Origin of the sequence: Gaetbulibacter sp. M235 (assembly GCF_043876835.1) — a bacterium.
Classification (GTDB): domain Bacteria; phylum Bacteroidota; class Bacteroidia; order Flavobacteriales; family Flavobacteriaceae; genus Yeosuana.
In genome coordinates, this window is the sequence record NZ_JBAWJZ010000006.1 from 76,360 (window position 1) to 91,711 (window position 15,352).

Consider the following 15,352-nt stretch of genomic DNA (forward strand, 5'->3'; position numbering starts at 1 on the left):
TCAATTAAAAAATGTGTTATCAAAAATCTAGATAGTGTTATTTTAAATTATTTAAAATCAAACATATACCGTTTGATAAATTAATCGTTACTTAATCGCATTTTATTTTTTTATATCAAAAATTAGTTTAAATTTGGCCATCTCTCCCCGAGTCTTTTTTAATAGCATACTGAAGACTTATGAAATAATATTTCAATAATTCTTTTAATTTTTTTTGTATAAGTTCATACAGTTTTGTCAAATTAACTTTTGTCGAGCAGTATTAATTGTTTTTTATTATAAACCAACCAACCAAGAAAATAGTCATGAAAAAAAAGTGTGCTAACCAAAAATTTTTATTATTTATTCTTTTATTTATTTTTATTTCAATAGAATCGTTTGCTCAAAAAAGTAAAGATATTGAGCCTGTCCTTTATTGTGTTAAAGATTTAGGGAATGGGCTTTATCAAGCAACATTCAGTTATTATAATCCTTCGAATAAAGAAGTTGTTATAGATGAATCTGGTAGTATAATAAAATATAATAACGGAAAAAAAGTAGCTAAAGGTTTAAATAAATTTAAGCCTGGGTCGGTAGATAAAGTTTTTACCAAAGAGTTTGGTCCGCATGATTATGTTGAATGGACTATTATTAGCAATGGTAATACCCATACGGTTTATGCTAATGTTAATTCAGCTAAATGTTCTCCCAATGACGGATTTATTTTTCCGGTAATTGGGAATAATGGAAAGTCGTACGATCTTATAGGTCAGGAATTATCATCATTATGTGATAATGTAGCTGGAGAAACTCCTTCAGATTTGATATTTCAAGTAGCTGGAGGTAAGGTTCTTGTGGAAATAGTTCCTAAGGCTTCCCAAATGCAAGCGGTACTTACACTATTACAAGGGTCCCCATTTAATATACCTACTTCAGATTTTTTACTTGATATTTCTGAATATAGCAATCTGGCAGCTATCGATGTATATTTTAATTCTCAAGATTTATGTGCTTTAAACAATTATGGCGAAATTATTAATTTTGCCAGACCTGTTTATCCGGCATATAATAACTCTGGTGGAGTTATTTCACAAGGAGATGCTGCACAAACATCTGATTTGGTACGAGAATCATTTAGGGTAATTAAAAGTGATGGTAATATTTTACCGGTAGACGGTACAGGAATTAAAGTTGGTGTTTTATCGGATAGTTATGATATGGCACTTGGCGTTCCAGGATATGCAGCTCTTGATATTGCAAATGGAGAATTACCGGAATCTGTTGAAGTTTTAAAAGATAATGTTTATAAATCGTCAGATGAAGGAAGAGCAATGCTGCAAATTATTCATGATGTTGCACCAGTCGCCTCATTAGCTTTTCATACAGCAACGGCATCACCTAGACAGTTTGAGGTTGGGTTTAATGCTTTAAAAGATGTAGGTTGTGATATTATTGTGGATGACATCACATTTATTACAGATCCATTTTTTGGGTTAGGTCGTATTTCAGAAAGTGTGCAATCATTTGTAAGTGAGCCTGGAAAATTTCATTATACCTCTGCAGGCAATATTGCCAATAAAGGATACCAGGCTACTTTTAATACGTCTTCAAGTGTACCAATAACAAATTTTATTCCTCCAGGAGATCCAACTCGTGCTCATGTTTTTGGAACTAATCCAGATGGTTCTCAAGATTACTTGCAGAAAATAAGCGTGGTGCCAGGAACTTATTTAATTGTTTTACAATGGAAAGAGTTTGCAGCATCACAAAAAAACCAACTAGGAGCTGACAATGATTTAGATATCTATGTAGTTGATGACTATGGAAAGTTATTGATAGGTAATAATCGCGTTAATGTAAACGGTGACCCTACCGAAATAATTGTATTCAAAGCTACCGGTACAGGAAATGCAAATATTATAATTACTAGCGCAAAGGGACCTACTAATGTTCCTTTTAGATATATAGCTTTTAGAACTTCAGCTGATGACAGCACACCTGATGGACTTAAATTTTCTGAATATTTTGGAAATGGTGCGCCTACAGTAAGTGGACATGCAATGACACCAGAATCTATTACAGTGGGAGCTGTAGATTATCGCAATGCATCAAATCCAATAGCTGAATCATTTTCGAGTTATGGTGGCTTATTGAAAGATGGAGTAAATCTTCAAGTTGATATGTATGCGCCAGATGGTGCTAATACTGCTTCTACAACTATTGGGCAATTAGCTACCTGTGACACTTGTGATAAAGATGATAAGCTTAATTTTTATGGAACATCGGCAGCAGCACCTCATGCAGCAGCAGCTATGGCTTTATTAAAATCAGCTTTACCTTATTGGTATCCAGATGGTTCCGGTTCAACAACATTCTCTGCTAGTGAGGCCCTATCAACATTTAAAAATAGTTCTATTACTTTCACAGCTAGAGATGGGTCTAATGGTTTATTTATAAACACGTTAAATGCTTTTAAGAGTATTGCTGCTCAAACAGCCAAAATTACATCATTAACTATTTTAAGTGGAAATGTAGCGGTCGAACCAATTACACTTTCTATAATTGGGGAATTTTTTCCTTTGAAAACCGCTGAACCTTATCCAGCCAAAGTTTATTTTGATGGAAAAGAAATTACAGATATCCAAGTTGTATCTGATACTGAAATTATTGCAACAATTCCAGCGTTTACAGGAAACCCAGATTTAACAATTTATACAGAGCCAAAACCAGGTACAGAAGGTAATGGAGGTTTTTCTGATCCAGTTAAAATTTTGCCAGATGGTAAGTATGCTATTAATATAATTCCTAATAATGCCGTTTTTGAATATGGACAAGATATCAGCTTGTCTTATATTGTTCAAGGTTTGCCACCAGATGAAATAGATTCATTACTTTCATATTCTGAAATTCTGACGTCTTTAGGATTTCCAGAAATTAAATTAAATTCTGGTGCAGATGCTAAACTGGCAGTTGGTGATTATCCCATTGTTTTTGATTATGTCATTACACCTTCATTTGCAGAACCTTTATCCCAAGAATTATTAGATAAATATCAGGTAAACTTTATTTCTGGTTACATTGATCCAAACACAGAAATAGGTAAGGTTGGATATTTAACAATTACTAAGAAAGATCTAACCATAACACCTCCAGATGTTACTTATACTTATGGAGACCCAATAGATTTTGCTTTTAATTATCAATTTGACGCTACAGGAATTTCTGATGAAGAGAGTTTTAGGTTATTAATTGATCAAACACATGCAGAAGATTTTAAAGATGGTATCCCAAACAAGTTTCAGGCTCTTGTAAGCAAATTCCAAGCTTTAGTAAGTAACTATGATATGAGCTTTTTAGATGGAGGTAGTTGGAGTGCTTCTGAACGTACCATTCAAAATAAATTTCAGGCACTAGTAAGCGGTATGAATGTTATAAGTTTAGATAATGAAAACTTAACAAATTACATTTCTGCACGTGAGGATTTTGATGATGGGACTACAAGTAAATTCCAAGCACTTGTAAGTAAGTTTCAGGCATTGGTAAGTGCTGAGGACTTGTTTGCTGGAGATGTAGAGTTAGGTGTTGAAAACAAATTTCAAGCTTTAGTAAGTAAGTTTCAGGCATTGGTTAGCAGTGATGATCCAGAAAGACCTTATAAAGATTACGCAGAAGTGTTTACAATAGTTGACGCTGAAGACGCTCCACCAGATGATGGTTCTGATGATGAGAGAGCTATTTCTCAGATATATGCATTAAATATGCTAACAGGTATTGATGTTACAAGTTCTGATGAAGAAAGGCATTATATATTTCCCGGGGCATTTTTAAATGAAATGGCTGCAAACTTTAACATTACTTACGAATCTGGGCGAATAATCATTAATGCTAGAGATTTAAATGTAAGTGCAGAAAATATTACCATTCCTTATGGTGAAATTTTAACAGAAGTTAAATTGTTACAATATACATCATTTGATGGTTGGGCATTTGAAGGTGAAGCACAAGAATCTATAGAAACTGTTTTTCCTTATGGAGTACCGTTTTATTTTGTTAAAAACAATGTAGAATATGAACTTTCTGAGCTTAAGGAAATAGGTGAATATGAGATTAAAATCCGTAACCCTAAAAATTATAATGTAGTTAATGAAAAAGACGACACTCATGGTACATTAACAATTACACCAGCAATACTGAATGTTGTTATTTCTCCTGAAGAATCAATTGCAATACAAGGTAGTATCCCTGACTTGTCTTTTGAATTTAGTGGATTTGTTTATAATGAGAATGAATCTTCAGTTTTCCCTGACGGTATTCCATATTACTTTATTGATGAATATGGTAACGAGTATTATGACACTTCTATTCCTGGTGCATATTATGTTAAAATAGCAGATCCTGAAAACTATGTCATTGTTTCAAATGAAGCACATCTGTTTATTAATCCATCGGATGATAATGCCAAAAAAATAAGAACATATGCAGATTGTGTAAGTTATAACCCAAATGAAATTAGTACTTTAAAATATACTGTTATTTATAGATATGAGAATGATAATGATTATCCAGTATATGTAAATGAAGGTGAAGACAATAAATTGACAGGCATAGCTTATAGTGGAAAAGTGCCAACTGTTTTTATGCCAGGTGATGGAACTTTTGAGATTAAGTTTGACGGAAGCCAATTAGTGTGGAGTTTAACAACATATGATGGAACCCATAAGAGTTCGGTGTCTTCTGCTTCAACAAGCGAAAGCGGAAAATGTGATGCTAAATTAGATGGGGCTTACACAATTTATCCAAATCCAGTTTCAACTACATTATATATAAAACAAAATGTTATAGAAAACAATGCTTCTGTTTTGATTTTAAACATGTATGGTTTTGTAGTTATCAATGCAGGTACGTTTACTCAACCATTTTCAATAAAAGAAGTTGATATGTCAAATTTACCAACAGGTATTTATATTGTTAGGATTACAAGCGATATAAACATTAGAACATATAATATATTAAAAGAATAAATAGTTTTTTATGAATTTCCACCGTAAGGTATTTTTAATTTTAGTTGCTTTTTTTTTACTGTTATCTAGTTTTATGTTTGCTCAAAATATTAAGATAGATAGTTTAAAAAGAATTGTTGAAACTGGAATTAAAGACACCTCAATGGTGATAACTTTAAATGCATTAAGTAAGGAGATAATTAATACGGAAAACATTTCTGAATCTTTGATTTATGCAAAAAAAGCAAATGAGTTAGCTAACAAATTAAACTACAAAAGAGGGTTAGCGTATTCTTTAAAAAATATTGGGCTTGCTCAGTATTATCAAGGTAATTATTTAGATGTACTTAATTCTTGGACACAGTCTTTAAAAGAATTTGAGTCTATTCACGATACAATTGGCATAGCCAATCTTGTTAATAATTTAGGGGCTATTTATTACAGCCAAGGAAGTAATGCCAAAGCTTTGGACTACTATTTAAGGTCATTAAGTATTTCTGAAAAAATAAAAGACAATTATAACACGGCTCAAACCTTACTTAATATTGGTGGCCTTTATGCGGAAATGAACAATTTCGATAGAGCTTTAGAGTATTATAATAAATTTAATGAATATCGTAATCAATTAAACAATCCTCAACTAACTTTTGGATACCTAATGGGAGTAGGAGAGATTTATTATGAAAAGAGACTTTATGATGAAGCGTTAAACTATTATCAAGAAGCACTATCGAGTAATAAGATTATAACCTTAAGAGCAGGTAACCTTATTAAATTAAGTAAGGTGCTTTTGAAGAAAAATAACAAGCAAAAATCTATTGAATACCTTAATGAAGCTTATCAAATAGCAAAATCAAATAATCAACAGTTATTGGTTGTACAAGCTTTAGAAGGCTTAGGAGAAGTTTATAAGCAAGATGATTTTAAAGCGTCAATAAAAGCATTTAAAGAAGCCGAAACATTAGGAAGAGAAATTGAAGCCAATGATGAATTAAGAGATATTTATTTTGGATTGTCTAATACTTATGCTTTAAATAAGGATTTTAAAAATGCTTATTTTTATAAAAACCTATATATAGCTCAAAAAGATTCCCTATTTAATTTAAAAACTGATGATAAAATACGTGGTCTTCAATTTAATTTTGATTTGGAGAAAAAAGAAGATCAAATCGGGCTTTTAGAAAAAGAGTCAGAGATTCAACAGTTAAAGCAAAAAAAACAACAAGGCGTTATCTTTGTTTCACTTTTGGTAATTTTATTAATATTTCTTTTGGCGCTAGGTTTAAAAAGGCGATATAATTTTATTAAAGAAACCAATCGTATTATAGAAATTGAAAAAAACCGTTCTGAAACTTTATTGCATAACATTCTTCCAATTGAAACAGCAATGGAATTAAAGCAAAACGGTAAAGTTGAAGCCAAAAAATTTGATTCCGTTACCGTATTGTTTACAGATTTTAAAGGGTTTACAAACTTTGCTAAAGATTTAACCCCTGAAGAGTTGGTTAGTAGCGTAGATTATTATTTTTCTAAGTTTGATCAAATCATGGAAAAATACGGTATGGAAAAAATTAAGACTATTGGAGATGCTTATATGTGCGCTGGTGGTTTGCCTTTTCCAACTATTGATCATCCTTTTAAAATGATTTTAGCAGCTTTTGAAATAGTTCAATTTATTGAAGAAACCAAATTGAACACAAAAGACACAGTTTCTAACCTTGATATCAGAATAGGCATTAATACGGGTCCTATTGTAGCAGGAGTTGTGGGTACTCACAAATTTGCCTATGATATTTGGGGAGATACAGTAAATGTAGCTTCAAGGATGGAAACATTATCTCACCCAGGAAGAATTAATATTTCTGAATATACTTACGAATTGGTTAAAGATGTATTTAATTGTAAATATAGAGGGGAAATTGAAGTGAAGAATAGAGGAATAATGAAAATGTATTTTGTGACTGGTATAAAAGATAAGGCATTTTTAAACGAGCTTCTAATGAAAAAAAATGTTGGATAATTTTTTTATTGTAAATTTATTTTGAATTAAAACATAAGCAAAATGACACCTATTCATGATCCAAATAATTATTGGGAACAACTAGAAAGATTAGAAAAGTTAATTCGTGCTTCAGAACTTAAAGCAGGTGTTATTTTTTCATTTCATAGTCTTGTATTAGGGCTTTTCTTTGAAAAATTTGAACAACTTGAAGATATGTTAAACTCAAGTATCGTTTCAATCGTATTTGTTTTTTTATGGTTTTTTAGTGTAATTATTTCAATTTTTTATTGTTTTAAATGTTTCAAACCTCAAATTGAATTAAAATATGACAAAAATGTATTCTTTTTTGGAGATGCCGTTAGAGCTTTTGGAACTATTGAAGAATATACAAAAAAATTAATTGAAGTGTGCTCAACAGAAGAAGAGTTGTATAAACAGCTTGGTGAGCAGATACATGTTGAATGTAAAATTATTGATGCAAAATTTAAATGTGTCCACAGATCAATGCAGTTTTTTGGGTTAAGTGTCATTTTTGTAATTTTAATAATTGGTTACTGGTTAATAACATTAAAATACTGATGGAGGAGTATGAAAGGGTATTTAAAACTAAGAAAAAGAGCATTAGAGATTTTAAATTCTAAATTACCTAAAGATTTAACTTATCATAATGTTAGACACACTTTAGATGTAGCGAATGTTGTAAATCAATATATAAGAAGAGAAAAAATTGAAACCCATAGTGCTTATTTACTTAGAATTGCAGCATTACTTCATGATATGGGTTTTACGGCTACTAAAATTGAGCACGAACAGAAGAGCATGGAAATGGCAGAAAAATTAATGCTGGAATATGGTTTTCCAAAGGAGGATGTTAAAGTTGTTCAAGGGTTGATTAAAGCTACTCGTGTTCCTCAAACCCCAAAAAACTATTTGGAGAAAATAATTTGTGATTCTGATTTAGATTATTTGGGAAGAAACGATTTTTATGAGATAAGCCAGTTACTATTTAAAGAATTAAAAACTGCTTCTATTTTTACAGATGAGAATGAATGGAATAAAGCACAGATTAAATTTTTGCAAACTCATCACTATTACACTGTTTTTGCCCAAAAATATAGGCAACCAAAAAAGGAAAAAAGAATTTCAGAGATTGAAAAACTTATTAAAAAGTAATAGTATTCAATCTTTCACTTATTTTTTATTAAAATCATTTAATTTTTTTTTGAGCCATTTTCTTTTTTTAAACAGAATTCAACCTTCTATATTTTTTAATCATTTAACGGTCAGTGTTTAATGCTATTTTAAATGATTTAGTGCTTTCTTTATGATATATATCAGTAAAAGTATCTAGTATTTATTAATAAATTTAGGGCTTAAAAAAAGCAGTTAATATGATAAGTAAATATAGTAAATGGTATCATCCATATGAACCAGATAAGAAGTATGAAAAAAAAGTAGCCTATTTTAGTATGGAGTTTGGAATCCATCAAGCACTAAAAATTTATTCTGGTGGTCTTGGGTTTTTGGCAGGTTCACATATGCGTTCAGCACATGAACTTAAGCAAAATGTAATTGGAATTGGAATGCTTTGGAAATATGGCTATTATGATCAAGCCAGAAATGAAGATCAAACCCTTCGCACAGATTTTATTGAAAAAACATATAATTTTTTAGAAGACACCGGAATTGAAGTAACCATAAAATTACACGACAATCCAAACGTAAAAGTTAGAGCTTATGTTTTGAAACCTGAAATCTTTGGGTCTGTCCCTATTTATTTGTTAAGTACCGATATAGATGGAAACGACTTTTTATCTAGGACTATTACGAATCATTTGTACGATGCCAATGAAATAACAAGAGTTTCTCAAAGTATTGTTCTTGGTATTGGAGGTGCAAAAGTTGTTGAAGCTTTAGGTGGCGCAGATATTTATCATTTAAATGAAGGACATGGGTTGCCTGCTTTTTATTATTTAAAGGATAAAGGTATAAAAAAACAGCAATTAGCATTTACAACACATACGCCTGAAAAAGCAGGAAATGAAGAACGTGACGGACGTCATTTAAACCGTTGTGGGTTTTTTGGCAGAATGCTTTCTGATGATGAATTAGCTAAGGAAACAGTTAATGGCGGTATGATTAATTACACAGTTTCTGCACTAAGAATGGCAAAAAAGGCAAATGCAGTTTCAAAATTGCATGCTGTGGTATCAAATGATATGTGGAAAGATTTTGATAAGATTTGTAAAATCATTCCTATTACCAATGCTCAAAATCAAAATTTTTGGCAAGACAATCAAATTAAAAAAGCTTGGGAAAAAAGAAACACTCAAGCATATAAACAAAGAAAGCTAGAGCTTAAGAAACAATTGTTTGATGAGGTTCTTGATCAAACAGAAAAACTATTTGATCCTAATGTATTAACTTTTGTTTGGGCAAGACGTTTTGCTGGTTACAAAAGAGCTGATTTGTTATTGTATGATATTGAACGCTTTAAAAAATTAATTTCTAATACTAAATATCCAGTGCAAATTATTTGGGCAGGAAAACCTTATCCAATGGATTATTATGCTATTGATATTTTTAATCATTTGGTGAACTATTCTAAAACAGCCTCAAATTTGGCGGTTTTGATTGGTTATGAAATTGACTTGTCTAAAAAACTTAAAGAAGGATCTGATATTTGGTTGAATACTCCTAGAATTACAAGAGAAGCTTCTGGTACAAGTGGTATGACCGCTGCCATGAATGGTTCTGTAAATGTTTCTATAAATGACGGTTGGATTCCTGAGTTTGAAAAGAATGGAGAAAATTCCTTTGTTTTACCAGAATTAGATCATAATATGCCGGTTTGGGAACAAGATAAATTAGATGCAAATAATTTATATGACATTCTTGAAAATAAAGTGATTCCTATGTATTATGATAACCCAGATGAATGGAATAAAATTGTTTTTCAGAGTATAGACGATGTGATACCTGAATTTACAAGTCATAGAATGGCTGAACAATATTATAAAGAGCTTTATAAATAAAATTGATTACCCGATTTAAAAAGGCAAGCTATTATAGTTTGCCTTTTTTTTTGAACTATTGTCAGTAAAATCAATATTTAATTAAAATATTCTTAAAGTTGTTTAAAAAATTAACTTTATTTTAACAAAAATTCCTTTCAGTAGAGCTTAAGTTTTTTACCTTATCGGCAAACACAATTTTATGAAAGTTATACAAATAAAAAGGAAAACAAAAACAGAAAAACGTTACAGTAAAAAAATGGGTGAATTAATAGTACAAGTTACTTATATTAAAAAACATCTATTGGGATTGCCTATTAAAACACTTCACAAATACCGCGAAACTTACTACGGTAGCATAAAAGATTGTAACGATTGCTCTCTTTCCAGATAGGGCATTTATCTAAATTACAATTCATTTTTACATTAATTTATATTTAAAAAAATTAAATACTTTATGAAAGTACTAGTTATTGGTGCCGGTAACATGGGGCTTACCTATGCGCAAGGCATGTCTAAATCTAAACTTCTTAAAAAAAGAAATATTATGATTTTAGATAATTCTGAAGAAAAAACTAAAGAACTAAATAAAATATTGCACTTTGATGTCTATCAAGATTTAAACGATTGTGTGCCTTTGGCAGACATCATTTTTATAGCTGTAAAACCATATCATGCTGAAACAGTGTTTAAAGACATAAAACCCTTAGTAAACAATGAGCAAATTATTATATCGATCATGGCGGGAATCACCATTGATTTCATTAAAGGTTTTACAGGACTATCAAAAATTGTAAGAGCAATGCCAAATTTGCCAGCCCAAGTTGGAAGAGGTTTAACATCTTATATTGCTTCGACAAATGTATCAAGAGTAGAGCTTTTAATGGTTGAGAACCTATTAGATACTACCGGAAAATCAATATTGGTAAGTAATGAAAATTTTATTGATGCTTCAACAGGTATTTCTGGCAGTGGGCCAGCCTATGTTTTCTATTTTATGCAAAGTATGATGGAAGCAGCGCTTCAAATGGGATTTTCAAAAAATATTTCCAAAGTATTAGTAAGCGAAACATTTACCGGTGCAGTCGAACTTTTTAATCAATCAGATTTGTCACCTAATTCATGGATGGAGATGGTAGCCTCAAAAGAAGGTACAACCCGTGCAGCTCTAGACTCCATGGAAGACAATAATGTAAATGAGCTAATTAAAGAAGCTGCGTTTGCAGCATTTAATAGAGCTGTTGAACTTGGAAAATAAGATGGAAAAATATAAACAAAAAATAGTTGTAAAAGTTGGTACTAATGTAATGACCAACAAGGATAAAAGAATAGTTAGACCAGTTTTAAGACGATTGGTACGACAGATAGCAGAGCTTTATGAACGGGATATTATAACAATTCTTGTGTCATCTGGTTCTGTAATTGCCGGAAAGGAAGTATTAGGACGCTCAAAAATAAAAGATAAAACCCAACGAAGACAAGTTTACTCTGCCATTGGACAACCCAGAATGATGCGGTTGTATTATAATATTTTTATGGATTATGGTATGAAATGTGCCCAAGTGCTTCCAACAAAAAGAGATTTTAGTCCTGGCGTGCACAGAGAAAATATGATCAATTGTTATAAAGGATTATTGTCTGAAGGCGTTATTCCTATTTTAAATGAAGATGACGCTGTTTCAGTAACCATGTCAATGTTTTCTGATAATGACGAACTTGCTAGTTTGGTAGCCCAACTTATAAATGCCGATAAACTTATCATTCTAACAGATATAGATGGTTTATATGATGGACACCCAGATTCAGAAAACAGTACACTTATTGAAGAAGTAAATTCAAACGAAAATGTAGATAAATATATTAAAGAAAGTAATAAAGAAGAGGCAGAAGGAAGAGGAGGCATGGGGTCAAAGCTAGATTATGCTAAACAAGCTGCGGCCATGAATATTCCAACCTTTATAGCAAACGGAAAAAAAGATAATACTATAATTGATATAATAGATGGAAAAAGTGTAGGAACTAAAATCATGCGCTAGTTTTTTTGTAATTTTGCAGTCTTTATTATGTTTTGTCTTTATGGAATTAAAAGTTAAACAAAGGATTGCTTTAGGAGTTTATTTCTTTCTAACAGGTTTAAGTTTTGCAACATGGGCATCGCGTATACCAACAATTAAAACTCTTTTTAATTTCAATGATGCTGAGCTTGGAACGGTGCTTTTAGCAATGCCAATAAGCTCTTTAATAGGATTGCCTATTTCTGGATGGTTAGTATCCAGGTTTGACAGTAGAATACCTTTAATTGTTTCTTTTATTGGTTTTTCATTTGCATTAACGCTTATAGGTTTTGCAACAACTCCTTTTTTATTGGTAGTGGCTGTTTGTGCTTTTTCATTTTGCATGAGAATTTTAAACATTGCCATTAACACACAATCATTAACCTTGCAAAAAAGATTCGAAAAACGTATTGTAGGCTCTTTTCATGGACTTTGGAGTACTGGTGGTTTGTTTGGGGTTGCCTTTTCAACTCTTATGGTAAAAATAGGAGTAAGCATGCAAGCTCATTTACTTACCATTTCAATTATTATTTTGACAATGGCTTTAATAGTTTATCAATTTACATTAAAGAATGATAAGTCAACAACGGGTAATAAGATAATCATTGGAAAACCAGATACTTTTATTTTGTATTTAGGGTTGATAATTTTTTTAGCGGCCATTTGCGAGGGTGGCATGTTCGATTGGAGTGGTGTGTATTTTAAAGAAGTAATAAAGGAAAAAGTTTTTACCTATGGATATCTGTCTTTTATGATATGCATGGCAATATCTAGGTTTTATTCAGATAAATTAATTCAAAAAATAGGAAGTAAAAACACCTATGTTTTTAGTTCTTCAATCATAACAGTTGGAATTTTGGTTGCTATTTTGTTTCCTTATTTTTGGTCTGCACTAATAGGTTTTTGTTTAGTTGGATTTGGTACAGCAGCAATTTTTCCAATGACATTTGCTTTGGCCGGCGCATCAAAAAAATATTCACCAGGAATGGCTATTTCAATAATTACCACTTATGGTATTATTGGAATGTTTATTGGCCCACCAGTAATTGGGTATTTAGCACATGCTTTTGGGTTGAAAAACGCTTTTTATATTTTTGTTTTTGTAGGGCTTTTAATCATTCCTTTTTCAAGAATGTTTTTTAAAAGTCAATTAAAAGCAGAATAAAATACTAGTTTTCAATAATTTCTACTTCAAACAATTTATCCCAACGTTTGCCGGTTACAAAAATGGTTTTTGTTTTTGGGTTATAGGCAATACCATTTAGTACATCTAAAGCTGCATGTTGAGTTACCAATTTTTTTAAAGGAGAAAAATCAATAACGGCAATTACAGCACCGTTTTTTGGATTAATGATTGCCACACCATCTTTTTGATATCTATTTGCATAAATTTCATCATCTATCCATTCCATTTCATTAATATCTGTAATCTTACCTTTATTGGTATATACTTGAATATAATCTTGTTCAGTAAGTGTTTTAGGATTTAAAGTCCAAATGTTTTCGGTTCCATCACTTTTATAAATTACATGGTTGTCATTGCATAAACCCCAACCTTCTTTACTGTTTCCATATTTAAAACTATTAAGTTTCTCAAAGGTGTTTACATCATAAACAAAACCAATTCCCTTACGCCATGTTAGCTGGTAAATTTTATCATTTAAAATGGTTAGCCCTTCACCAAAATATTCGTCAGCAAGATTAATGTTTTTGTAAACTTCTCCTGTTTTGTAATTTACTTTTCTAAGTTTAGACTCTTTATATTGTCCGGTACTTTCATATAATGTGTCATTAAAAAACTCTAATCCTTGCGTATATGAAGTAATATCATGAGGGTATTCATTTAATATTTTATAGGTGTAGATTTTAGGAACTTCATTATTCAGTATAATAATGTTTTGTGTTACCGTTTGATGTTCATTATTATAAAAAATTTTGGCTTCCATGGTTAGCTTTCCTAATTTAAAAGCAGCCAAAGGAATTGAATTTTGAATTTTTTTCCCTTCCAATGAATAAGTTATTGAGTCTATGGTATGGCTTTTAGGATTTTCAATAGATAATGTTAATACATCATTTATTGAAAATGTATTGTTTTTTGAATTTGTTTTTAAAATGAAATCGTTATTTTTTTGTCCACTATTTGAGCCACAAGCTATTATTAATGTACTTAAAAACATGATAGTGAGGTATTTGTAAATATTCATTTTGATTGTAAATTTTAAGCAAGATATTTATTTAAAATCAGTTTAAAAAATCATTGTGAAAATTTTAAAAGGTTGTATCTTTGCACCCGGCAAGTCCTACACAACCAGCTCCTGTTGAATCCTCCAGGTCGGGAACGAAGCAAAGGTAAATGGTCGTAGCGGTGTGATGTAGGTAGCTTGCCTTTTTTTATGCCTTTTTCTTTCCTAAAAAGTATTTACAATAGTAACTTTACATTCTTATTTACAAACAAAAATATGTCTAAAGTTGTTTTAATTACTGGTGGTTCTTCTGGAATAGGAAAATCTATTGGTGAGTATTTATGTGATAAAGGTTATACTGTTTATGGTACAAGTAGAAATCCTGAGCGTTATGAATCCAGTAAGTTTTCCATTCTTACCATGGATGTTAAGGATTTAAAATCTATTTGGAACACTGTTGAAACGGTTATTGAAAAGGAAGGAAGATTGGATGTGCTTATCAATAATGCAGGTGTTGGAATAACAGGACCTATTGAAGAAATTCCAGAAGTAGAGATTAAAGCCAATTTTGAAACAAATTTTTTCGGGCCAATCAATGTTATTAAATCTGTTTTACCACAAATGCGCAATCAAAACGAAGGTTTAATTATAAACATAACATCTATTGCTGGTTACATGGGGTTGCCTTACCGAGGTATTTATAGTGCCAGTAAAGGCGCTCTTGAATTACTAACAGAAGCCTTTAGAATGGAGTTAAAGGATTTCAATATTCAAATGACTAATGTGGCTCCGGGAGATTTTGCAACAAATATAGCTGCTGGAAGATATCATAGTCCACTTTTAAAGGATTCCCCTTATATCAAGCCTTATGGAAACACTTTAGAATTAATGAATACTCATGTAGATAGTGGAAGCAATCCAAATATGATGGCGGAAGCTGTTTTTAAAATTATTAACACTAAAAATCCGAAAATTCATTATAAAGTTGGTGCTTTTATGCAGAAATTCTCTGTTTTTTTAAAACGTGTATTGCCTGACAAGATGTACGAAAAATTATTGGTAAAGCATTATAAATTATAAGAAATTTTAACATATCTTAGGTTGCTAACTTTTTTTAAAT

Annotated in this window: 11 protein-coding genes and 1 other RNA gene; 11 read left to right on the forward strand and 1 reads right to left on the reverse strand. The window is 31.1% G+C overall.

All coding sequences use genetic code 11. The annotated features are described in order from the left end of the window. The first annotated feature begins 305 nt into the window (after positions 1-305). The 9 genes from V8G69_RS10955 to V8G69_RS10995 all read left to right on the forward strand — a co-directional run bounded on the left by V8G69_RS10955 (position 306) and on the right by V8G69_RS10995 (position 13,214). Positions 306-5,000, forward strand: coding sequence for a S8 family peptidase (locus tag V8G69_RS10955; protein ID WP_394881963.1), 4,695 nt, complete (start codon positions 306-308; stop codon positions 4,998-5,000). 10 nt (positions 5,001-5,010) lie between these two features. Next, positions 5,011-6,999 (forward strand): adenylate/guanylate cyclase domain-containing protein, encoded by a 1,989-nt coding sequence (locus V8G69_RS10960; protein ID WP_394881964.1) that lies wholly within the window; start codon positions 5,011-5,013, stop codon positions 6,997-6,999. 42 nt (positions 7,000-7,041) lie between these two features. Further along, entirely contained in the window at positions 7,042-7,560 is a 519-nt protein-coding gene (locus tag V8G69_RS10965; RefSeq protein WP_394881965.1) for a Pycsar system effector family protein, read from the forward strand. 9 nt (positions 7,561-7,569) lie between these two features. Next, positions 7,570-8,154 carry an HD domain-containing protein gene (locus V8G69_RS10970; protein WP_394881967.1) on the forward strand — a complete coding sequence of 195 codons (585 nt, stop codon included), beginning with the start codon at positions 7,570-7,572 and terminating at the stop codon, positions 8,152-8,154. Positions 8,155-8,372: 218 nt separating this feature from the next. After that, positions 8,373-10,016, forward strand: a complete 1,644-nt coding sequence (gene glgP / locus V8G69_RS10975; RefSeq protein ID WP_394881969.1) for an alpha-glucan family phosphorylase — start codon at positions 8,373-8,375, stop codon at positions 10,014-10,016. 181 nt (positions 10,017-10,197) lie between these two features. After that, positions 10,198-10,389: a hypothetical protein gene (locus V8G69_RS10980; RefSeq protein ID WP_394881970.1), complete on the forward strand. Its 192-nt coding sequence runs from the start codon at positions 10,198-10,200 to the stop codon at positions 10,387-10,389. A gap of 63 nt (positions 10,390-10,452) precedes the next feature. Beyond that, a complete protein-coding gene (proC, locus tag V8G69_RS10985; RefSeq protein WP_394881971.1) occupies positions 10,453-11,253 on the forward strand; it encodes a pyrroline-5-carboxylate reductase in 801 nt (266 codons plus the stop codon). Position 11,254: 1 nt separating this feature from the next. After that, positions 11,255-12,031, forward strand: a complete 777-nt coding sequence (proB, locus tag V8G69_RS10990; protein ID WP_394881972.1) for a glutamate 5-kinase — start codon at positions 11,255-11,257, stop codon at positions 12,029-12,031. Positions 12,032-12,071: 40 nt separating this feature from the next. Continuing rightward, the gene (locus V8G69_RS10995; protein WP_394881973.1) at positions 12,072-13,214 is read left to right on the forward strand and encodes an MFS transporter; all 1,143 of its coding nucleotides are present in this window, start codon (positions 12,072-12,074) and stop codon (positions 13,212-13,214) included. A 4-nt stretch (positions 13,215-13,218) separates the two neighbouring features. On the opposite strand, the gene V8G69_RS11000 is transcribed toward V8G69_RS10995, so the two are convergent. Next, positions 13,219-14,253, reverse strand: a complete 1,035-nt coding sequence (locus tag V8G69_RS11000) for a glutaminyl-peptide cyclotransferase (protein WP_394881974.1) — start codon at positions 14,251-14,253, stop codon at positions 13,219-13,221. An 87-nt stretch (positions 14,254-14,340) separates the two neighbouring features. Here V8G69_RS11000 and ffs point away from each other — a divergent pair. Together ffs and V8G69_RS11010 are read left to right on the forward strand one after the other, a co-directional pair. Next, an RNA gene (gene ffs, locus V8G69_RS11005) (signal recognition particle sRNA small type) lies at positions 14,341-14,439 on the forward strand. Positions 14,440-14,508: 69 nt separating this feature from the next. Continuing rightward, on the forward strand, positions 14,509-15,312 hold the full coding sequence (locus tag V8G69_RS11010) for an SDR family oxidoreductase (RefSeq protein WP_394881975.1): 804 nt from the start codon (positions 14,509-14,511) through the stop codon (positions 15,310-15,312). The last annotated feature ends 40 nt before the right edge of the window (positions 15,313-15,352 follow it).